We start from the raw sequence: 20,537 nt of genomic DNA on the forward strand, positions 1-20,537 counted from the left end.
ATGCCAAAGATTATTGTTCTACCACACAATGAGTTATGCCCAGAAGGTGCAGTACTTGAAGCAAATGAAGGCGAAACGGTTTTAGATGTAGCCCTTAAAAATGGTATTGCGATTGAGCATGCGTGTGAGAAATCATGTGCATGTACAACGTGTCATATTGTTATCCGTGAAGGGTTTGATTCACTTGAAGAAAGTGATGAGCTTGAAGATGACATGCTAGATAAAGCATGGGGTCTAGAACCAGAATCTCGCCTTGGTTGCCAAGCGAGAATGGCAAAACAAGATTTAGTGGTAGAAATTCCAAAATATACACTAAACTTAGCATCAGAAGATCATTAATCTTCAAAACCTAAGATGTTAAATAAGAGGGCAAGTTTTGAGAAGTAAGTGATTACTCGCCTCAAGCTTGCCTTTTTTATTAGCTATAAAATGACCAATTTAAAAGGAGTTTACAATGAGTTTGAAATGGATAGATTCTAGAGAAATAGCGATTGAATTGTCAGATAAGTATCCGGATACGGATCCAAAAACAGTGCGGTTTACTGATTTGTGCCAATGGGTTTTAGAGTTAGATGACTTCGATGATGATCCTAAACATTCTGGAGAAAAAGTATTGGAAGCGATAGTGCTTTGTTGGATGGATGAATGGGATTAGTTCACTAAAATTAATCAATTCAGTTATAACGTCTAAATTCCCACCAACTGCTTAGATCAATCTCTTAGATTTTGCTGAAATTCCTTGTATCGCCAAGGTAAAGTAGGCAAATTATATTAAAAGAACATTCTGTTCGCTTATTACCGGTTTGTATTAACGCAATATAAATAATTGGCAGAGCTAATCTGTATGATTGTATGGAGTTATTGCGTGCTTAAAGGAGATTCACCATGTCACAAAAGTTGACTGTACAACTTTCATCAATTGCTGCACCTACTCATTGGGGTGACAACGCACCGCTTTCATTTACGGCTGAAGGTGCTGTTATCCACTGTACTGACAGCGACGTTTATAGTGCAATTCAGCGTGCAGCTCGAAAGTTAACAGGTCAAGGTATTGTTGCTGTTGAACTAGAAGGTTCAGAGTGGGATTTAGAGTCTATTTGGTCTTTTGTTCAAGGCTTCCGTGATTCGAAAAGCAATAATGACGTGACTTGGACTGGGCTTGCAGCGGCAGATGAAAAAGAGTTGAATGATCGTATTTTGACGACTAATTGGACTCGTGAAGTTATCAATAAAACGGCAGAAGAAGTAGCCCCTCGTCAGTTAACGACAATGGCTGCTGAGTTTATTAAGTCGGTGGCGCCTGCTGGTACCGTTACGGCGAAGATTGTTAAAGATAAAGATTTACTTACTGAAGGTTGGACGGGTATTTATGCGGTAGGTCGTGGCTCAGAACGTACTTCAGCGATGCTACAGTTAGATTACAACCCGACGGGCGACGAAAATGCACCAGTATTTGCATGTTTGGTTGGTAAAGGCATTACGTTCGATTCAGGTGGTTACAGTATTAAACCGTCTGGCGGCATGGCATCAATGAAAGCGGACATGGGCGGCTCTGCATTAGCGACGGCTGGCCTTGCAATGTCGATTCTTCGTGGTTTAGACAAACGTGTTAAATTGATTTTATGTTGTGCTGAAAACATGATTTCTGGTCGAGCATTAAAGCTAGGCGATATCATTACCTACAAAAATGGTAAAACAGTAGAGATCTTAAATACCGATGCAGAAGGTCGTTTAGTATTAGCTGATGGTCTTCAATTTGCTTCAGCACAAAACCCAGAGCTTATTATCGACTGTGCAACACTAACCGGTGCAGCTAAAATGGCAGTAGGTAATGATTTCCATTCATTATTAAGCTTTGATGATGAGTTAAGTCAAAAAGCACTTGCTTCTGCTCAGGAAGAAAATGAAGGGCTATGGCGCTTACCGTTAATGGAATTCCACCGAACTATGTTGCCATCAAGTTTTGCTGATTTAGCAAACATTGGATCTGGTCCATATTCACCAGGTGCAAGTACAGCTGCAGGTTTTCTTTCTTACTTTGTTGATGATTATAAGAAAGGATGGTTGCATATGGATTGTTCAGCAACTTACCGTACTGCCCCGTCAGATAAATGGTCAGCAGGAGCTACAGGGGTTGGTGTAAGAACATTAGCAAACCTTTTAACGAAATAAATAGAATGAAGATCGAGTCATGCTCGGTCTTCTTTTTTCTTTTAGATAATTCCCATCAGTATTTTTATTGTCGATTTAAGAGAATAGAGAGTACTGTTTAGAATTAATATAAGATCTAAAAAGACACTTTAAAGGAAAGTAAAATGACAATAGAACGTACTTTTTCAATTGTAAAACCAGACGCTGTTAAACGTAATTTAATTGGCGCTATTTATCGTCGTATTGAAAAAACAGGTATGCAAGTTGTAGCCGCGAAGATGCTTCTTTTAACCAAAGAGCAGGCGCAAGGTTTTTATGCTGAACATGAAGGTAAAGAGTTCTTTAATGCCTTAGTTGAATACATGACATCAGGACCTGTAATGGTTCAAGTACTTGAAGGTGAAGATGTAATTGTTCGTTACCGTGAGTTAATGGGAAAAACAAACCCAGAGCAAGCTGCATGCGGAACTATTCGTTCTGACTATGCAATAAGCATGCGTTACAACTCAGTTCATGGTTCAGATAGCCCAGAATCAGCGGCTCGTGAAATTGCGTATTTCTTCGCTGATGATGAAATTTGTTCTCGTCCAGCAGAATAAAGTCACGCTAAAAAGTGAGCTAAGCTTTCTATATTAACTAGAAACTAATCGCTTCACTTCCTATAAGAGCAGTGTAGCTTACGCTGTCTGCCTATCTGCTCTTATAGTATCCAGGCACGAAGTGCATATAGTTTCTATTCTTTGATTTTTCCTCATACCTCTACCTCTAGTAATATTCTCTCAAAACTTGTACAATTCTGCGCCCGATATTCGCGGTGATGTTATTTATCAGAGAGGCAACATGACTACAGCTAAAATCAATCTACTGGACTTTGATCGTAAAGGACTTCGAGCATTTTTTTCTGAGGAATTAGGAGAGAAAGCATTCAGAGCCGATCAAATTATGAAGTGGATGTATCACTTTGGTTGTGATGACTTCGATCAAATGAATAACATCAACAAAAAACTTCGTGAAAAACTAAAACATAAGTGTGAGATCCGTGCACCTTACGTATCTGAAGCTCAACATTCTGCTGATGGTACGATTAAGTGGGCAATGAAAGTTGGTGATCAAGACGTTGAAACGGTATATATCCCAGATGGAGACCGTGCAACATTATGTGTTTCTTCTCAAGTGGGTTGTGCACTAGCCTGTACATTCTGTTCAACGGCACAACAAGGTTTTAACCGTAACCTTAAAGTATCTGAAATTGTAGGCCAAATTTGGCGTGCAGCTCGTGAGATTGGTTTAGAGAAAGAAACAGGTCGCCGCCCAATTACCAATGTTGTAATGATGGGCATGGGTGAGCCACTACTAAACATGAAAAACTTGATCCCATCACTAGACATCATGCTTGATGATCTTGGTTTTGGTCTGTCTAAACGTCGTGTAACAGTATCTACATCAGGTGTTGTTTCAGGTTTAGAGCAAATGATTGGTAAAGTTGATGTTGCTTTAGCTATCTCTCTTCATGCACCAACGGATGAATTGCGCAGTGAAATCATGCCGATTAATGACCGTTGGAATATTGAAGCGTTTTTAGCGTGTGTACGTGAGTACATTGCTTCATCAAATGCTAACCGTGGTCGCGTGACCGTTGAGTATGTTCTGTTAGATCATGTTAATGATGATATGAACCATGCAAGACAACTCGCAGAACTATTAAAAGAAACGCCTGCGAAGATTAATTTGATTCCATTTAACCCATACCCTGGGTCACCATACAAGAAACCAAGTAATTCACGAATTGATCGATTCATGAAAACACTAATGGAATATGATTTTACGGTAACCGTTCGTAAAACACGTGGTGACGATATCGATGCTGCTTGTGGCCAGTTGGTTGGCGATGTAATCGATAGAACTAAACGTACTCAAGTTAAACAGCAAGGCGAAGGGATCCCTGTTAAAACTGTTTAATCTTGGTGTATAACAGCAAGGGAAGGCAGAATGAAAAAATGGCGAGCAGCACTAATAACGTTTGGATTATTGATTAGTGCTGGTTGTGTCACTGTTAATAAAATAGATGACATGAGTAAAGAAGAGGAAATTCGAGCAGCAGAAGCTCGAATTGCCCTTGGATTAAGCTATTTGAATGCGGGGGATATGATCAAAGCCCGTGAAAATTTGGAATTGGCTGCACAGTACGCCCCTAACTATTACCGTTCTCAAACCTCCCTCGCTTATTATTACCAACAAGTCCAAGAAACCGCTTTAGCTGAAAAGGCTTACAAACGAGCATTACGTTCTTCGTCAAAAAATGGTAATGTATTAAATAACTACGGCGTTTTTCTTTGTAAAAATGGCGAATATGAGAAAGCCCAGCAAAATTTTTCTCAAGCAATCGAATTACCTGACTACTATCTTGTTTCTACAAGTTATGAAAATGCCGCAATGTGTGCATTGAGTAGTGGGGATAAAGTGACAGCTAAAACGTATTTTGAGCGCTCGCTGGCTCATGATCCAAATCGTGTTCGTTCTACCCTTCAATTGGCAAAATTGAATATTGATGAAGGCAACTATTCAGAACCGAGAGTTTTACTGTTTAAATTTAATAAGAAGTACGGATATAAACCCATTAGCCTAAGCTTACTCATAGAATTAGAAAAAAAAGCAGGCAATATGCACTTAGTTAACAAGTACGCAAATATACTTGGGACAGAGTATCCGGACTCCATCGAATATCAGAACTATATAAATTATGACTACTGAAAATATTGAAACAACAAGTGAAGTAAAAGAGACTCTTATTGCTCCTGGGCAATTATTGAAAGAAGCCCGTGAAGAGCTAGGACTAACACTTGAGGAAGTCTCATCTCGCTTGCGTTTACGTGTCGAAGTTTTACAACAAATTGAAGCTGACGAATTTGACATGGGGAAATTAGCCACGTTTACTCGGGGTTATTATCGATCTTACGCCAAAGTGGTCAACGTACCAGAAGTTAAAGTATTAAATGCCTTAGATCAGCTTGGTAAAACCTTAATAGAAGAGCATGACATGCAAAGTTTTTCTCGTAAGACAAAAAGAGAAAAACATGACAATCGTATTATGAAACTAACATGGGTTATTTTTGCTCTGATCTTAAGTATGTCTGTTTTGTGGTGGTGGCAAGAGCAAGCTCAACTAGAAAGCACACAGGATGTTACGTTGATAAGTGATGTAGCAACGGCAGAAGCAATTGAACCAACAGAAAATGATGCTACTGCGACAGAGCTGGAACCAACATTAACAGAAGCTGAAATGCTTGAGTTAGATACTAAGGTTTCTGATCTAGAAACAGATCCTGCTGAACTTGAAAAGCAAATTGAAGCAGAGCCTAAGGCTGTTACTCCGGTTGAAGCAAAAGCTGAGAAAATTGTTGAGACAAAAATTATCGTGACTGAAGATGTGACGATGACCTTTAATAGCGATTGCTGGCTACAAGTTCAAGACGCTTCAAACAATCGTTTGTATTCTGGCGTAAAAAAAGCAAATCAAACATTAAAACTAACAGGTAAAGCCCCTTATAAATTAATTATTGGCGCACCAAGTGCCGTGACACTAACTTATAAAGGCAAACCTGTTGATTTATCTGCTTATCCAGCAGGTAAAGTTGCACGATTAACCTTACCTCAATAATGAGTTGATTCCATGCATATAGAGTCCCCAATTAAACGTCGCCAATCTACTCGCATTTATGTGGGTAATGTTCCTATTGGTGATGGAGCGCCTATCGCTGTTCAGTCAATGACAAATACATTAACGACTGATGTTGCTGCGACGGTAGCCCAAATTAAAGCACTTGAAAAAGTAGGCGCTGATATTGTTCGAGTTTCAGTGCCAACAATGGATGCTGCAGAAGCGTTTAAGATCATTAAACAGCAAGTATCTGTGCCATTAGTCGCTGATATTCATTTTGATTATCGTATCGCATTAAAAGTTGCAGAATATGGCGTGGATTGCTTACGTATTAATCCAGGCAATATTGGTAATGAACAACGAATTCGTTCTGTTGTTGATTGCGCAAGAGATAAAAATATTCCAATTCGTATTGGGGTGAATGGCGGCTCATTAGAAAAAGACATTCAAGTAAAATACAAAGAGCCAACAGCAGAAGCGTTACTTGAATCAGCAATGCGCCATGTAGATATCTTGGATCGAATGAACTTCGACCAATTTAAAGTCAGCGTAAAAGCATCAGATGTCTTTTTAGCGGTAGATTCTTATCGACTATTGGCTAAGCAAATATCTCAACCATTGCATTTAGGTATAACTGAAGCGGGCGGTGCACGTGCAGGCTCTGTGAAATCGGCAGTAGGCTTAGGTATACTTCTATCTGAAGGTATCGGTGACACATTGCGTATATCATTAGCTGCTGATCCAATTGAAGAGATCAAAGTTGGTTTTGATATTCTAAAATCATTACGTATTCGTTCTCGCGGTATTAACTTTATTGCGTGTCCAACGTGCTCTCGTCAAGAGTTTGATGTTATTAGTACGGTTAATGAGTTAGAACAGCGTCTAGAAGATTTAATCACACCAATGGATGTTTCTTTGATTGGTTGTGTGGTTAATGGCCCAGGTGAAGCAGAAGTGTCTCATTTAGGCATTGCCGGTAGTAATCGAAAAAGTGCATTCTATGAAGATGGCATTCGTCAAAAAGAACGCTTTGATAATGACAATATTGTGGACAAGCTAGAAGCGAAGATCCGTGCGAAAGCAGCAATGCTATCTAAAGAAAACCAAATTGATGTTAATCAGATCGACTGATTAGCAAACCAGATATAAATGAAATCCATCGGGAAGTGAACGTGGCTAAAGCAATCCAAGCAATTCGAGGCATGAATGACTGCCTTCCAACACAATCTCCATTGTGGCACAAAGTTGAAGATAGCGTAAAACGCGTAATTAGTGCATATGGTTACAACGAAGTACGTATGCCGATTGTTGAACAAACAAACTTATTCAAACGTGCTATTGGTGAAGTAACAGACGTTGTTGAAAAAGAGATGTACACGTTTGAAGACCGTAATGGCGACAGCCTAACGCTACGTCCAGAAGGGACTGCGGGTTGTGTACGTGCAGGAATTGAAAATGGTTTACTTTACAACCAAGAACAGCGTTTATGGTACATGGGTCCTATGTTCCGTCATGAGCGCCCTCAGAAAGGTCGTTACCGTCAATTCCATCAAGTAGGTGTTGAAGTCTTTGGCTTAAATGGCCCAGATGTTGATGCTGAACTTATCATGATGACTGCTCGTTTATGGCGTGAACTAGGTATTGATAAGCACGTACGTTTAGAACTTAACTCTATTGGTTCATTAGAGTCACGTGCTAACTACCGTATCGCATTAGTTGAATTTTTAGAACAGCATTTAGATGTGTTAGATGACGATTGTAAACGTCGTATGCATACAAACCCAATGCGTGTTCTTGATACGAAGAATCCAGATGTACAAGCTATTTTAGGTGATGCACCTAAGTTATCTGAGTACTTAGATGATGATTCAAAAGCACATTTTTCTGGATTATGTGAACTACTTGACGCTGCTGGCATCCAATATCAAGTTAATGAACGTTTAGTTCGTGGATTAGATTATTATAACCGTACTGTTTTTGAGTGGATCACTGAAAGTCTAGGTGCTCAAGGAACAGTATGTGGTGGCGGTCGTTACGATGGTCTTGTTGAACAACTAGGTGGTAAAGCAACTCCAGCTGTTGGTTTTGCAATGGGCCTAGAGCGTTTAGTGTTATTAATGGAAACATTAGAATTAACCAATGTACGTCGCTCAGTAGACGTGTACATGGTGACTTCTGGTGAAGGTACATTGATGGCTGGTATGAAGCTAGCTGAATCACTACGTGAACAAGTTCCAGGCTTACGCGTTATGTGCCACTTCGGTGGTGGTAATTTTAAAAAGCAATTTAAACGTGCAGATAATGCTGGTGCTGCGGTTGTTCTTATCTTAGGTGAGAGTGAAGTGGCTGAGCAAACGGTAAACGTTAAAAACTTACTTACTGGTGAGCAAGAAACTTTAGCTCAAGCAGATGTGTTCGCAAAATTAGCTGATTTGATTTAAGAGGATAGGACGTGGAAGCCTACGAAACTGAAGAACAACAAGTTGAAGCCATTAAAAGTTGGTGGAAAGAAAATGGCAAGGCAGTCGTTGTTGGTGGCGTTGTTGGTATAGGAGCTATTTTAGGCTGGAAATATTACCAATCAGCACAAGTTGAAGCGAAAGATATCGCTTCAATGTCTTATGAGAAAACACTAACGGCTTTACAAGCGTCTGGTGCAGAAGCGGCTGAATCGACTCAGGCGTTTATTAGCGCAAATGCAAGCAGTGAGTATGCAGTTCTTGCTGCCCTTCAGTTAGCAAAAGTACAAGTAGAAGCAGGCCAACTGGATGCGGCTCTTGAGCAATTAAACTGGATTGCAAGCAACAGCAAAGACGAGTCATTAATTGCTACGGCTCAAGTGCGTGCTGCTCGAATTCAAGCAGAACAAGCACAGTTTGATCTAGCATTAGCGACATTAGAGGGTGTTAAGCCTGCGAGCTGGGCTGCTCGTGTTGCTGAGTTAAAAGGTGATATTGCTCTTCGTCAAGGTGATGTAGCAACGGCTCGTTCTGCTTATACAGAAGCACTACAAGCTGGTATGAACCAAGCAGTTCAAATGAAACTGGATGACTTAGCAGAGTAAGGACAACTGAATGCGTAAGGTGTTAAAAAAAGCGGCATTATGTACCTTTGGTTTCTCCATGCTTTTTGGCTGTGCGAGCGAAGAAGATACAATCGTAATGGCACCGGTTCCTGTGGTTCAAAATCAATTTGAACCAACAACGGAATGGACAAGTTCAATTGGCGATGGTGTTGGGCATTATTTTTCTCGCTTAACGCCAGTGTATGCTTATCAAAAAGTTTATGTTGCAAGTCGAGATGGTCTTGTTAAAGCGCTTGATCCTGAAAATGGAAAAACCATTTGGGAAAAAGATTTAGAGCAAGATGATACCGCTCGTTTATCTGGCGGTTTAACTCTGACTTATGGCAAAGTCTTCATCGGTTCAGAAAATGGTGAGATAATCACTCTTGATGCTGAAACTGGGGAAGAGTTATGGCGTAAAAATGTAGATGGTGAAGTACTTGCTAAACCATTAGCAGACGAAGGTTATGTCATTATTCATACGAGTCGCGGTGCATTAATTGCTTTTGATGCTGAGACAGGCGATGAGAAATGGCAGATCAACAGTGAAGTGCCTAACTTAACCCTACGTGGTGATAGTGCGCCAGTTAGTATTTCTGGTGGTGTGTTCTGGGGTATGTCTAACGGTCGTTTAGCCGCTGCATTGATCTCTAAAGGTCAACTGTTATGGCAGCAACCAGTAGGTACACCAAAAGGCGCAACTGAAATTGATCGTTTAGTTGATGTTGATGCGTCTCCGCTTATTTTAGGTGGGCGATTATATACCATTGGTTATAATGGTCAGCTAATTGCATTGGAACTTCGTACTGGGCAACCAGCATGGAAGCGCAATTACTCATCAGCGATAAATATGTCATCAGATGGTAAACGTCTTTTCTTAGTAACAGAGAAAGATCACGTTGTGGCAGTAGATGCTCGAAGTGGTACTGAGCTTTGGAACAATGAAGAGCTTGAATACCGTCAGCTGACATCACCGATGATTATTGATAATTATATCGTTTTAGCTGACAGTGAAGGTTATCTACATTGGTTAGATAGAGATACTGGACTGTTCGTTTCTCAACAAGAGATCGACAGTGATGGTATCGCTGTATCCCCAATTATTGTTGAAGATGGCTTTTTAATTGTCACTCGCGAAGGCGATATCAAAAAAATGCGAATTAAATAAGTTTTATTTGCTATAATTGTGAATTGGCTCCAAGTCCTTTTGACTTTGGGGCCTTTTATTGTTTTTAGATAGTGAAAGATAATCCAATTTGGTGATGGTTTTTATCCGTTCATATTAAAAAAACTATTATCAAATTGGTATTAGCTCGCGCTATGCCTATGATTAAATTAAGAGGTATATATGATTCCTGTTGTTGCTCTGGTAGGGCGTCCAAATGTTGGTAAATCGACGCTGTTTAACCGTGTTACGCGTACAAGGGATGCATTAGTTGCTGACTTTCCAGGCTTAACTCGTGACCGTAAATACGGCCGTGCTAAGTTAGAAGAGCTTGAATTCATTTTGATCGATACCGGCGGTATTGATGGAACTGAAGAAGGTGTAGAAACTAAAATGGCAGAACAGTCATTAGCTGCGATTGAAGAAGCTGATGTTGTGCTATTTATGGTTGATGGCCGTGCTGGTTTAACATCATCTGATGAAGCGATTGCAAAACACTTACGTTCACGTGAAAAGCCAACGTTCTTAGTAGTAAATAAGATCGATGGTATTGATGCTGATGCGGCAAGTGCTGAATTTTGGCAATTAGGGATGAACAAAGTTTATCAAATTGCCGCTTCACATGGCCGTGGTGTAACGTCTCTACTTGAATTAGCGCTTGCTCCTTTCATGGAAGAGCTAATTGAAGAATCTTTGAAAGATGAAAATGGTGAGATCATGGATCTTACTGAATTTGAAGATTTCGAAGAAGAAGAAAAAGAACGCACAGAAGAAGACGCAGAAAATGATTTCTCACGTCTTCAAGATCAACCAATCAAACTTGCGATTATCGGTCGTCCTAACGTAGGTAAATCAACGCTAATTAACCGTATTTTAGGTGAAGAGCGTGTGGTTGTTTACGATATGCCTGGTACAACTCGTGACTCTATTTACATTCCAATGGAACGTGAAGGTCAAGAATACGTACTTATTGATACTGCAGGTGTTCGTCGCCGCGGTCGTATCAATGAAACGGTTGAGAAATTCTCTGTAATCAAAACATTGAAAGCGGTTGAAGATGCGAACGTAGTATTACTTGTTATCGATGCTCGTGAAAACATCTCAGATCAAGATCTAAGCTTATTAGGCTTTGCATTGAACGCGGGTCGTTCATTAGTTATTGCTGTGAATAAGTGGGATGGTCTTGATAATGAAGTTAAAGAGAAAGTGAAATCTGAGCTAGATCGTCGTCTAGGCTTTGTTGACTTTGCTCGTCTTCACTTCATCTCAGCTCTACATGGCACAGGTGTTGGTCATTTATATGAATCAGTACAAGAAGCTTATGTATCAGCGACTAAGCGTGTAGGTACATCTGTTCTTACTCGTATCATGAAGATGGCTCAAGATGATCACCAACCACCAATGGTTCGTGGCCGTCGTGTGAAACTGAAATATGCTCACGCAGGTGGTTATAACCCACCGCTTATCGTTATTCACGGTAACCAAGTAAAAGAACTGCCTTCTTCTTACAAACGTTTCTTAATGAACTACTTCCGTAAATCATTAGAAATTATGGGTACACCTATTCGTATTCAATTCCAGAATAGTGAAAACCCATTTGAAGATCGCGGTGGCAAGTTGACTCTATCTCAAGAGCGTCAACGTAAGCGTCTAGTTGGCGCAGTGAAAAACCGTCATAAAAAGTAATCGTAATTACTTTATTTATACATATTGAATAATAAAACGCCCATCTTGTTGGGCGTTTTTTTTAGGTAAAAATCATGAACGTATTATCTGCAACAGAGATTCTTTTTTGCCATAACACATGGCACCACACGTCACTTGTTCAACTGATTAAAGAAACAGAACAAGGTAAGTGGTTTGTAACCAAAGAAACGCCTTTTCATCCAGTTAGTCATATTTGGCCAGATCATCCAGAAGATAAAGGGGCTGTGCAAATCGGCGACAATGAATATTCAATCCTTGCCTGTCAAACGGGTGCGATTGAACTGGCAACCGGCGAATTATATATAGATAAAGACATTCCAATTAAACGTGGTGAAGCGGGATGGGTGTTTGTGGTTGCACATTTAATATCTGAAAATGTCGATTTATCAGTAGAAAATATTGTTACCTTACGGGTTGATAAAGAATATCAAGATGCGTTAAGTCGTGGCCATAGCGCGGGGCATATTGCTTATTTAGCTTTAAATAAAGTGCTTCATGCTAATTATTGGCGTAAAGATGCAGATAGAAAAGATGAGCTAGGCCACTACAACTTTAATAGTTACGCTCAAGAGACCAGTTTTGTCACAGAAGACCATTGTGAAGATGTTTATCGTTTAGGTAAAACACTGCGTAAGCGTGGGCTAAATAGTGCAGAAATGATGTCAGCGCTTGATTCAATTGAAGAGCAAGTAAATCAACAGATTAGTGTATGGTTAGCCTTAGAAAATGAGGTTTCTATCGAGTGTGAGGGTAAAGCGTTAACTGATTCACGTTACTGGATTGCAGATTTTGGTATAGATGGAATAGCTAAACTACCTTGTGGTGGAACTCACGTCTCTTCGTTTAAAGATTATCAAGAGATTAACGTTCAACTTAAAGCGCGAGGTGAACAAGAGCTATTGATGTTAACTCGCTCAACTAAACGAGTTTAAAATTGAAATTACATCAGATGTAACTCTTATTCTGTATATTATGTAATTTCCATTTTTTTGACAGAAATGGATATGTAAAATACTGATTGATGTGCTGGATCTTCTATTTTAAATGGTATTAATTGAAATTTAATATCGTTTAAAATTGAAAAACAGGATATGTAACTAATGCTTTCGGGGTGTGGTTATATAAATGTTCTTAAAGGGCATGATCGCTGATCAGATCCCTATAAGCATGAAGATCTGCACTTTTTGATGCATACAGAGACACAGTCTTTATTTGAAATAGATTAAGAAGGAAAAGACGATGCAAATAAACGAATGTCCTAAATGTCAGTCTGAATTACGCTGGCAGAGAGAAGGATATCATTGTGATTTTTGTCAGGTCGATTTTAAAAAAGTGGCTTATTGCCCAGATTGCAGTAAAGAGATGGAAAAGCTTAATGCGTGTGGTGCACCAAGCTATTTTTGTCATGATTGTAATGAGTTGAAATCAAAATCTCGTGCCAAAACAGAATTTGTAGAAACAAGTCTTAGTTAATTACGGTAGATGTAATTTCACCATCGACAAAGCGAGTGGTTATGTTCTCACCAGCTTCGACTTGCTTTGTTGATGTGACAACAGCCCCTTTCTTATTACGAGTAATGGAGTAGCCACGCTGTAATGTCGCTAATGGGCTGACGGTATCTAGTTTCTCAGCGGCCAATGCTAATTGATGACGTTGCATGAGTAGGTTTCTATCCATTGAATCTAATAAGCGACGTTTTAACTCTTCAATACGTAACTTATCTTGAGAGACTTTTTTTGCAGGTGATAGGTTGCTTAAACGTAAAGTCAGATTTTCAATTTTATGCTGATGACGCTGCAGGCGTTGCTGCATATACGTCATTAAACGTTGATTTAGGTCATCTAGCTTCTGGCTTTGACTGTTTAACTGCATTTGTGGATGCTGTTTTTCAAGACGATGTTGAAGTGCTGATAATTGACGTTGTTGCCCTGCTAAATAGCGATCCATTGCACTATTTAAACGGCGTTTCTGATGCGTTACGATTTGCAGTTGAGAAGATAAATCTCGGCTCACTAATTCGGCAGCAGCAGAAGGCGTTGGTGCTCTTACATCAGCAACAAAATCGGCAATAGTAATATCGATCTCATGACCAACAGCACTGACGATAGGGATCTCACTTGCCGCAATCGTTCTTGCAACGATCTCTTCATTAAAACACCAAAGATCTTCTAATGAACCGCCGCCACGTCCAACGATTAAAATATCACATTCATTACGACTGTTTGCTCGACCAATGGCTTGCGCTATTTGGATTGCAGCGTTGGCACCTTGCACTAAGGTTGGGTAGATAACCACTGGGAGGTTAGGATCGCGTCGTTTTAATACATTTAAGATATCAAATAGGGCTGCGCCTGTTTGTGAGGTAATGATACCGACACGTTTTGGTTGTTCCGGTAATGCTTTTTTTGCGGTTTGAGCGAATAGGCCTTCAGCAGCCAGTGACATTTTTAGTTGATCAAATTCTTGTTGAAGCCGACCGTCACCTTCTGGTTGCATACTCTCAATAATTATTTGATAGTCACCACGAGGTTCATAGAGAGAAAGGCGAGCTTTAACAAGAACTTGTTTACCGTTTTGTGGCTTAAAAGTAACGCGGCGGTTATTGCCCTTAAACATGGCACATTTAACTTGGGCGCGACTGTCTTTTAGGGTGAGATACCAGTGTCCAGAGACTGGAACGGTTAGATTTGATATTTCGCCAACAAGCCAAACAATACCCATCTCATTTTCTAATAATAAGCGGACTTCAGAGTTAAGACGAGAGACTGTAAAGATGCGAGGATTAGAATCGAGAGACATGTAAATGCCTTAGACATGAGTATAGGAATTAGCGGCAATATAATACATATCAAGGGGGGTAATGCAAATTAAAAATAAAAAAATGTGTAGCCAAGCGATTGCGCTGTGCGTATAATCCGTCTGCAATATCAAATCCAAAACACTTTATTATGCGAAACGATAAAGTGGGATTTATTCCTTTAAACACTTATGTTGTGAGATATTGCAAATGCTACGAATCGCAAAAGAAGCTTTAACCTTCGATGACGTTTTACTCGTCCCAGCACACTCCACAGTTCTTCCTAACACCGCTGATCTTCGCACTCAGTTAACGAAGACTATCTCTCTAAATATCCCAATGATTTCAGCATCAATGGATACAGTGACAGAAGCGCGCCTTGCTATTGCATTAGCGCAAGAGGGTGGCATCGGTTTTATCCACAAGAACATGTCTATTGAACAGCAAGCTGAACAAGTTCGCTTAGTAAAAATCTTTGAAGCAGGCGTTGTCTCTGCTCCAGTAACCGTTCGTCCTGACGCAACTATCCAAGATGTGAAAGAACTGACTGAAAAACACGGTTTTGCTGGCTTCCCTGTAGTAACTGAAACTAACGAACTTGTTGGTATAATTACTGGTCGTGATGTTCGTTTTGTAACAGACTTATCTAAGAAAGTTGACGTTGTAATGACGCCAAAAGCACGCCTAGCTTCTGTTAAAGAAGGTGCAACTCGTGAAGAAGTTCAAGAGAAAATGCATGAAGCGCGTGTAGAGAAAGTATTGGTAGTGAACGATGAGTTCCAACTAACCGGTATGATCACAGCAAAAGACTTCCATAAAGCAGAACGTAAACCAAATGCATGTAAAGATGAACGTGGTCGTCTACGTGTAGGTGCTGCGGTAGGCGCTGGTGCTGGTAACGAAGAGCGTGTTGCTGCTCTTGTTGAAGCAGGCGTTGATGTTTTACTTATCGATTCATCTCACGGTCATTCAGAAGGCGTTTTACAACGTATTCGTGAAACTCGTGCTTCATTCCCTGATCTACAAATCATTGGCGGTAACGTAGCTACTGGTGCAGGCGCTAAAGCATTAATCGATGCTGGTGTAAGTGCAGTTAAAGTAGGTATCGGCCCAGGTTCAATCTGTACTACTCGTATCGTTACGGGTGTTGGTGTTCCTCAAATTACCGCTATTTCAGACGCAGCAGAAGTTGCAACTGCTCATGGTATTCCTGTAATCGCTGATGGCGGTATCCGTTATTCTGGCGATATCTGTAAAGCAATTGCCGCTGGCGCATCATGTGTCATGGTTGGCTCAATGTTTGCTGGTACAGAAGAAGCACCTGGTGAAGTTATTCTTTATCAAGGTCGTTCATACAAATCTTACCGTGGCATGGGCTCTCTTGGCGCTATGTCTCAAGGTTCTTCAGACCGTTACTTCCAATCTGATAATGCAGCGGACAAACTTGTTCCTGAAGGTATCGAAGGTCGTATCGCTTATAAAGGTCGTTTAAAAGAGATCGTTCACCAACAAATGGGTGGTTTACGTTCAAGCATGGGCCTAACAGGTTCAGCAACGATTGAAGACATGCGTACTAAAGCTGAATTTGTTCGTATCTCTGGTGCGGGCATGAAAGAATCACACGTACATGATGTTCAGATCACGAAAGAAGCACCAAACTATCGTTTAGGTTAAGAGAAGCGCCTAGGCTAATTTTTCTTTGCAGAATTTTCCGGTTCGTTGTCAAAGGTACTCATTTACATTTGTAAACTCCGTACCTTTTCCTAGAGCTCGAATGATTCTGCTTTGAAATATAAAGAAAAAGACTTTGTACCAAATTCAATTTTAAGCGTGTGGTTTTATAGTGAAGCCACACTAAATAAATGACTTTTTGAGAAAGACTAATGACGACTAATATCCACGATCAACGCATTCTTATTTTAGATTTTGGTTCTCAATACACGCAGCTTGTTGCGCGTCGTATCCGTGAGATTGGTGTTTACTGTGAACTTTGGAGCTGGGATGTAGAAGAATCTGACATCCGTGATTTCAATCCAGATGGCATCATCTTATCTGGCGGTCCAGAAAGTGTGACTGAAGAAAATTCTCCTCGTGCTCCTCAATATGTATTTGATTCTGGTGTTCCTGTATTTGGTGTGTGTTACGGCATGCAAACAATGGCAGAGCAACTTGGCGGTAAAGTAGCAACATCTACTGAGCGTGAATTTGGTTATGCAGCAGTACAAGTAACAGGTGAATCTGCGCTATTTAAAGATCTTGAAGCAACTCAAGATGTTTGGATGAGCCACGGTGATAAAGTTGTTGAAATTCCAGCTGATTTCGTGAAAATTGCAGAGACAGAAACTTGTCCTTACGCTGCAATGGCGAATGAAGAGAAAAAATATTACGGTGTTCAATTCCACCCAGAAGTAACACACACTAAAAACGGCCTTAAAATGCTTGAGAACTTTGTTCTTAATGTATGTGGTTGTGAAGGTCTGTGGACTTCAGCATCGATTATTGAAGATGCTGTTGCTCGTATTAAAGAGCAAGTCGGTGATGATGAAGTCATTCTAGGTCTTTCTGGTGGTGTTGATTCATCAGTCGTTGCTATGCTTGCTCACCGTGCAATTGGCGATAAGCTAACATGTGTATTTGTTGATAACGGTTTACTTCGTTTAAATGAAGCTGAACAAGTTATGGAAATGTTTAGTGAAGGTTTTGGTCTTAAGATCATTCATGTTGAAGCTGAAGAACGTTTCTTAGCGGCGCTTGGTGGTGAATCAGATCCTGAAGCGAAACGTAAGATCATTGGTCACGTATTTGTAGATATTTTTGATGAAGAGTCGAAGAAACTATCAAATGCTAAGTGGCTAGCTCAAGGTACTATCTACCCAGATGTTATCGAGTCAGCAGCATCTAAAACCGGTAAAGCGCACGTTATCAAGTCTCATCACAACGTTGGTGGTCTTCCTGATGACATGGAAATGGGTCTTGTTGAGCCATTACGTGAACTGTTTAAAGATGAAGTACGTAAGATCGGTTTAGAATTAGGTCTTCCATACAATATGCTTTATCGCCACCCGTTCCCTGGACCTGGTTTAGGTGTTCGTGTTCTTGGTGAGATTAAAAAAGAGTACTGTGACTTATTACGTCGTGCTGATGCGATCTTCATTGAAGAGCTGCACAATGCGGATCTTTACCACAAAGTATCTCAAGCATTCACTGTATTCTTACCTGTACGTTCAGTTGGTGTTATGGGCGATGGTCGTAAATATGATTGGGTTGTCTCTCTACGTGCAGTAGAAACGATTGACTTTATGACGGCGCATTGGGCACATTTACCATACGATTTCCTAGGTAAAGTATCTAACCGTATTATTAATGAAGTTAGTGGCATTTCTCGTGTTGTTTATGACATTTCTGGTAAGCCACCAGCAACAATCGAATGGGAATAATCCCTGATTCAATGAATCTGGTTTAATTTAAGAAAGCGCCGAAAGGCGCTTTTTTTGTTTCAGTTGTAAAGTATAATGAACTATATTGTTGGCTATTTGTTTCGGTGAAAACTTATCTTACAAAATATATGTTTGCACTTCTAAATTATTCAACTAAATGCTCTATTTATTCTTTAAGTGGTTTACACTGTTTCAGCAAAAGAAAAGTTAAGAGAAGTCACATAATTTCCAAATTCTTTTCTGAAAATACAACATTAATAATAGATGGAGTTACGGATGAGTAGCCAAGCAGCAGAGAAAGCATCTAAGCCAAGTGGTATGGATCGTTTTCTAAATACAATCGAACGAGTAGGTAACAAGATCCCAGATCCTGCACTACTGTTTTTCTGGGGCCTTTTAATTGTTTGGGGTCTTTCAGCGCTATTATCACAAGTACAATTTGACTTGATTCATCCTGTTACTCAAGATGCAGTTCAAGTGAAAAACCTTTTAACTGGTGATTCTTTAGCAAACTTTTTAGCAACTATGGTAACTAACTTTACCGGTTTTGCTCCACTAGGTATCGTATTAGTGGCAATGCTAGGTGTTGGTGTTGCTGACTCTTCAGGCTTTATTCAAACTGGCCTAAAGAAAATGCTGAACTTCACTCCAGCTAAATTACTAACACCAATGCTTATTCTTGTTGCTATCGTGTCACACACAGCAGCAGATGCAGGTTATGTATTAGTTATTCCACTAGGTGGTATCATTTTCCACGCGGCGGGTCGTCATCCGTTAGCGGGTATTGCAGCAGCATTTGCCGGTGTATCAGGTGGTTTCTCTGCTAACTTTATCCCATCGGGTATTGATCCATTACTTGCTGGCTTTACACAAACAGCAGCACAAGTATTAGATACTTCTTACATCGTTAATCCATTAGCAAACATCTACTTTACTGGTCTTTCTTCAATTTTAATTGTTGTGATTGGTTGGTATGTAACCGAGAAAATCATTGAGCCTCGTTTAGCTAAAACACCAGTAGATAAAGATGCAGAAACAGCGCCAGATTTAGGTTCATTTACTGAGATTGAATCAAGAGCATTTAAATTTGCTGGTTGGGCAATGGTTGCAGGTATCGCGCTACTTATCGTGCTTATTTACCCTGAAGATTCAGCACTTCGTTCTCCTGATGGTGAAATTACCTCATTCTCTGCACCACTAATGAAGTCTATTGTTCCACTTATCTTCATTCTATTTATCATCCCTGGTATCGTTTTTGGACGTGTTTCTGGTACGTTTAAAAGCAGTAATGATGTAATTAAAGCAATGTCAGAAACAATGGGCACAATGGGTGCCTACATGGTTATGTCATTCTTCTGTGCGCAGTTCTTAGTTGCTTTTAGCCAATCAAATATCGGCACAATCTTAGCAATGTACGGTGCTGATGTACTTAAAGCAATGGAGCTTCCTGGTCAGCTAACCATTATTGGTATGATTTTGCTTACTGCGTTTGTAAATCTACTAATTGGTTCTGCATCAGCTAAATGGGCATTAATTGGTCCTGTACTAGTTCCAATGCTAATGGGTGTTGGTATCTCTCCTGAGCTATCTCAAGCGGCATACCGTGTAGGTGATTCTGTTTCAAATATCATCTCACCACTAATGGTGTTCTTCCCATTAGTTGTGGTTTACTGCCAACGTTACGTTAAATCAACGGGTATCGGTACACTGGCTTCTCTAATGATGCCTTTCTCTATCGCAATGCTAATTGGTTGGACAATCTTCTTACTAGCGTACTGGGCTCTAGGTATTCCACTAGGTATCCAAGCGCCATATACATATAACCTGCCGGGTTAATTTGTATTAGTAAAAATAAAAGCCCTGAGAATGATAAGTTCTCAGGGCTTTTTTGCATTTCAATGTTCGGTATTACTTAAATTTTCTTAGATAACGATAAACAGAGTCTTTAGATACATTTAGAATATTGGCGGTTATTTGAGTCGCATCTTTTATATTAAACGCCCCTTGATGATGTAAGCGCTCAACAATGGTTCTTACTCTTCGAGACACCGCAATACTTTCGTCTTCCAATACTTCGCTTTGTATTCTAGCTATCGAGTCTGTCAGCATTTCAATACTGTCTTTGGCAAAGGTTTCAGGTGACGCTGCTAATTGATTTGTTTGTGGGAATAGGTCCATAAAGAAGCTATTCATCGGCACATCAAGATTAGAATTAATACAAAGTAAAGCGATAGGAGTACCTGCCTCATTTCGAATCATCGAAGTAACAGAACGCATTAATTCACCTTTCTCTGTTCGGGTGAAATAAGGCGTTGATACATCGGATCCGGCTTTCAATTTTTCGAGTGCAAGATTGGTAATGGGCGCACCAATACCGCGACCAGTGACATGGCCATTAGCAATTTTAATGATTGATGGATTGTCAGAATCAAGAGAGTGCAGTACCACTTCAACATGTTTTCCAAACATAGCAGCAATGCCATCAACAATACTATAAGTTGATTTCAGTATGAGTTTATCGGCAGTAGAGAGTTTATGTAGCATATGTTTTCTTTAT

Annotated in this window: 19 protein-coding genes; 17 read left to right on the forward strand and 2 right to left on the reverse strand. The window is 40.1% G+C overall.

The features are described from left to right. The 14 genes from fdx to AC2INI_RS03210 all read left to right on the forward strand — a co-directional run bounded on the left by fdx (window position 1) and on the right by AC2INI_RS03210 (window position 13,218). On the forward strand, window positions 1–339 hold the full coding sequence (gene fdx, locus AC2INI_RS03145) for an ISC system 2Fe-2S type ferredoxin (protein ID WP_122035996.1): 339 nt from the start codon (window positions 1–3) through the stop codon (window positions 337–339). Window positions 340–454: 115 nt separating this feature from the next. Continuing rightward, window positions 455–655, forward strand: coding sequence for a Fe-S cluster assembly protein IscX (gene iscX, locus AC2INI_RS03150; protein ID WP_122035993.1), 201 nt, complete (start codon window positions 455–457; stop codon window positions 653–655). 230 nt (window positions 656–885) lie between these two features. Next, entirely contained in the window at window positions 886–2,172 is a 1,287-nt protein-coding gene (gene pepB, locus AC2INI_RS03155; RefSeq protein ID WP_486305322.1) for an aminopeptidase PepB, read from the forward strand. 143 nt (window positions 2,173–2,315) lie between these two features. Beyond that, the gene (ndk, locus tag AC2INI_RS03160) at window positions 2,316–2,750 is read left to right on the forward strand and encodes a nucleoside-diphosphate kinase (RefSeq protein ID WP_122035990.1); all 435 of its coding nucleotides are present in this window, start codon (window positions 2,316–2,318) and stop codon (window positions 2,748–2,750) included. Between the two features lie 241 nt (window positions 2,751–2,991). Next, window positions 2,992–4,110, forward strand: coding sequence for a dual-specificity RNA methyltransferase RlmN (gene rlmN / locus AC2INI_RS03165; protein WP_122035988.1), 1,119 nt, complete (start codon window positions 2,992–2,994; stop codon window positions 4,108–4,110). A 30-nt stretch (window positions 4,111–4,140) separates the two neighbouring features. Beyond that, window positions 4,141–4,902: a type IV pilus biogenesis/stability protein PilW gene (gene pilW, locus AC2INI_RS03170; RefSeq protein WP_122035986.1), complete on the forward strand. Its 762-nt coding sequence runs from the start codon at window positions 4,141–4,143 to the stop codon at window positions 4,900–4,902. Beyond that, window positions 4,892–5,809: a cytoskeleton protein RodZ gene (gene rodZ / locus AC2INI_RS03175; protein WP_486305323.1), complete on the forward strand. Its 918-nt coding sequence runs from the start codon at window positions 4,892–4,894 to the stop codon at window positions 5,807–5,809. The genes pilW and rodZ overlap by 11 nt, the downstream gene beginning before the upstream one ends. Before the next feature lie 12 nt (window positions 5,810–5,821). Next, window positions 5,822–6,940 carry a flavodoxin-dependent (E)-4-hydroxy-3-methylbut-2-enyl-diphosphate synthase gene (gene ispG / locus AC2INI_RS03180; RefSeq protein WP_122035983.1) on the forward strand — a complete coding sequence of 373 codons (1,119 nt, stop codon included), beginning with the start codon at window positions 5,822–5,824 and terminating at the stop codon, window positions 6,938–6,940. 41 nt (window positions 6,941–6,981) lie between these two features. Continuing rightward, window positions 6,982–8,250 carry a histidine--tRNA ligase gene (gene hisS / locus AC2INI_RS03185; protein ID WP_122035981.1) on the forward strand — a complete coding sequence of 423 codons (1,269 nt, stop codon included), beginning with the start codon at window positions 6,982–6,984 and terminating at the stop codon, window positions 8,248–8,250. An 11-nt stretch (window positions 8,251–8,261) separates the two neighbouring features. Further along, window positions 8,262–8,873 (forward strand): YfgM family protein, encoded by a 612-nt coding sequence (locus tag AC2INI_RS03190; protein WP_486305324.1) that lies wholly within the window; start codon window positions 8,262–8,264, stop codon window positions 8,871–8,873. A 10-nt stretch (window positions 8,874–8,883) separates the two neighbouring features. Next, window positions 8,884–10,041 carry an outer membrane protein assembly factor BamB gene (bamB, locus tag AC2INI_RS03195; RefSeq protein WP_122035978.1) on the forward strand — a complete coding sequence of 386 codons (1,158 nt, stop codon included), beginning with the start codon at window positions 8,884–8,886 and terminating at the stop codon, window positions 10,039–10,041. Between the two features lie 180 nt (window positions 10,042–10,221). Further along, on the forward strand, window positions 10,222–11,724 hold the full coding sequence (der, locus tag AC2INI_RS03200; RefSeq protein WP_122035975.1) for a ribosome biogenesis GTPase Der: 1,503 nt from the start codon (window positions 10,222–10,224) through the stop codon (window positions 11,722–11,724). A gap of 74 nt (window positions 11,725–11,798) precedes the next feature. Continuing rightward, window positions 11,799–12,677, forward strand: coding sequence for an alanyl-tRNA editing protein (locus tag AC2INI_RS03205; RefSeq protein ID WP_486305326.1), 879 nt, complete (start codon window positions 11,799–11,801; stop codon window positions 12,675–12,677). Between the two features lie 307 nt (window positions 12,678–12,984). Continuing rightward, complete coding sequence (locus tag AC2INI_RS03210) at window positions 12,985–13,218, forward strand: zinc ribbon domain-containing protein (RefSeq protein WP_486305327.1); 234 nt, start codon at window positions 12,985–12,987, stop codon at window positions 13,216–13,218. Here AC2INI_RS03210 and xseA read toward each other — a convergent pair. Next, the gene (gene xseA / locus AC2INI_RS03215) at window positions 13,211–14,545 is read right to left on the reverse strand and encodes an exodeoxyribonuclease VII large subunit (protein WP_122035969.1); all 1,335 of its coding nucleotides are present in this window, start codon (window positions 14,543–14,545) and stop codon (window positions 13,211–13,213) included. The genes AC2INI_RS03210 and xseA overlap by 8 nt on opposite strands. Before the next feature lie 208 nt (window positions 14,546–14,753). Between xseA and guaB the strand changes: the two genes are divergently transcribed. The 3 genes from guaB (at window position 14,754) to AC2INI_RS03230 (ending at window position 19,816) form a co-directional block, all read left to right on the forward strand. Further along, window positions 14,754–16,217: an IMP dehydrogenase gene (gene guaB, locus AC2INI_RS03220; protein WP_045101396.1), complete on the forward strand. Its 1,464-nt coding sequence runs from the start codon at window positions 14,754–14,756 to the stop codon at window positions 16,215–16,217. A 209-nt stretch (window positions 16,218–16,426) separates the two neighbouring features. Further along, window positions 16,427–17,980, forward strand: a complete 1,554-nt coding sequence (guaA, locus tag AC2INI_RS03225) for a glutamine-hydrolyzing GMP synthase (protein WP_045101397.1) — start codon at window positions 16,427–16,429, stop codon at window positions 17,978–17,980. Window positions 17,981–18,256: 276 nt separating this feature from the next. After that, on the forward strand, window positions 18,257–19,816 hold the full coding sequence (locus tag AC2INI_RS03230) for an AbgT family transporter (RefSeq protein ID WP_486305328.1): 1,560 nt from the start codon (window positions 18,257–18,259) through the stop codon (window positions 19,814–19,816). A gap of 72 nt (window positions 19,817–19,888) precedes the next feature. Here AC2INI_RS03230 and AC2INI_RS03235 read toward each other — a convergent pair whose 3' ends face one another. Continuing rightward, window positions 19,889–20,524, reverse strand: a complete 636-nt coding sequence (locus AC2INI_RS03235; RefSeq protein ID WP_122035965.1) for a helix-turn-helix transcriptional regulator — start codon at window positions 20,522–20,524, stop codon at window positions 19,889–19,891. Window positions 20,525–20,537 lie beyond the last annotated feature (13 nt).

This window comes from Aliivibrio friggae, from assembly GCF_057368515.1.

Excerpts from the sequence above, each read along its gene's own strand:
- der (WP_122035975.1), top strand. The coding sequence starts at position 10,222 with ATGATTCCTGTTGTTGCTCTGGTAGGGCGTCCAAATGTTGGTAAATCG.
- guaB (WP_045101396.1), top strand. The coding sequence starts at position 14,754 with ATGCTACGAATCGCAAAAGAAGCTTTAACCTTCGATGACGTTTTACTC.
- bamB (WP_122035978.1), top strand. The coding sequence starts at position 8,884 with ATGCGTAAGGTGTTAAAAAAAGCGGCATTATGTACCTTTGGTTTCTCC.
- rodZ (WP_486305323.1), top strand. The coding sequence starts at position 4,892 with ATGACTACTGAAAATATTGAAACAACAAGTGAAGTAAAAGAGACTCTT.
- pilW (WP_122035986.1), top strand. The coding sequence starts at position 4,141 with ATGAAAAAATGGCGAGCAGCACTAATAACGTTTGGATTATTGATTAGT.
- AC2INI_RS03210 (WP_486305327.1), top strand. The coding sequence starts at position 12,985 with ATGCAAATAAACGAATGTCCTAAATGTCAGTCTGAATTACGCTGGCAG.
- pepB (WP_486305322.1), top strand. The coding sequence starts at position 886 with ATGTCACAAAAGTTGACTGTACAACTTTCATCAATTGCTGCACCTACT.
- rlmN (WP_122035988.1), top strand. The coding sequence starts at position 2,992 with ATGACTACAGCTAAAATCAATCTACTGGACTTTGATCGTAAAGGACTT.
- guaA (WP_045101397.1), top strand. The coding sequence starts at position 16,427 with ATGACGACTAATATCCACGATCAACGCATTCTTATTTTAGATTTTGGT.
- iscX (WP_122035993.1), top strand. The coding sequence starts at position 455 with ATGAGTTTGAAATGGATAGATTCTAGAGAAATAGCGATTGAATTGTCA.
- ispG (WP_122035983.1), top strand. The coding sequence starts at position 5,822 with ATGCATATAGAGTCCCCAATTAAACGTCGCCAATCTACTCGCATTTAT.
- xseA (WP_122035969.1), bottom strand. The coding sequence starts at position 14,545 with ATGTCTCTCGATTCTAATCCTCGCATCTTTACAGTCTCTCGTCTTAAC.
- AC2INI_RS03230 (WP_486305328.1), top strand. The coding sequence starts at position 18,257 with ATGAGTAGCCAAGCAGCAGAGAAAGCATCTAAGCCAAGTGGTATGGAT.
- AC2INI_RS03235 (WP_122035965.1), bottom strand. The coding sequence starts at position 20,524 with ATGCTACATAAACTCTCTACTGCCGATAAACTCATACTGAAATCAACT.
- ndk (WP_122035990.1), top strand. The coding sequence starts at position 2,316 with ATGACAATAGAACGTACTTTTTCAATTGTAAAACCAGACGCTGTTAAA.
- fdx (WP_122035996.1), top strand. The coding sequence starts at position 1 with ATGCCAAAGATTATTGTTCTACCACACAATGAGTTATGCCCAGAAGGT.
- AC2INI_RS03205 (WP_486305326.1), top strand. The coding sequence starts at position 11,799 with ATGAACGTATTATCTGCAACAGAGATTCTTTTTTGCCATAACACATGG.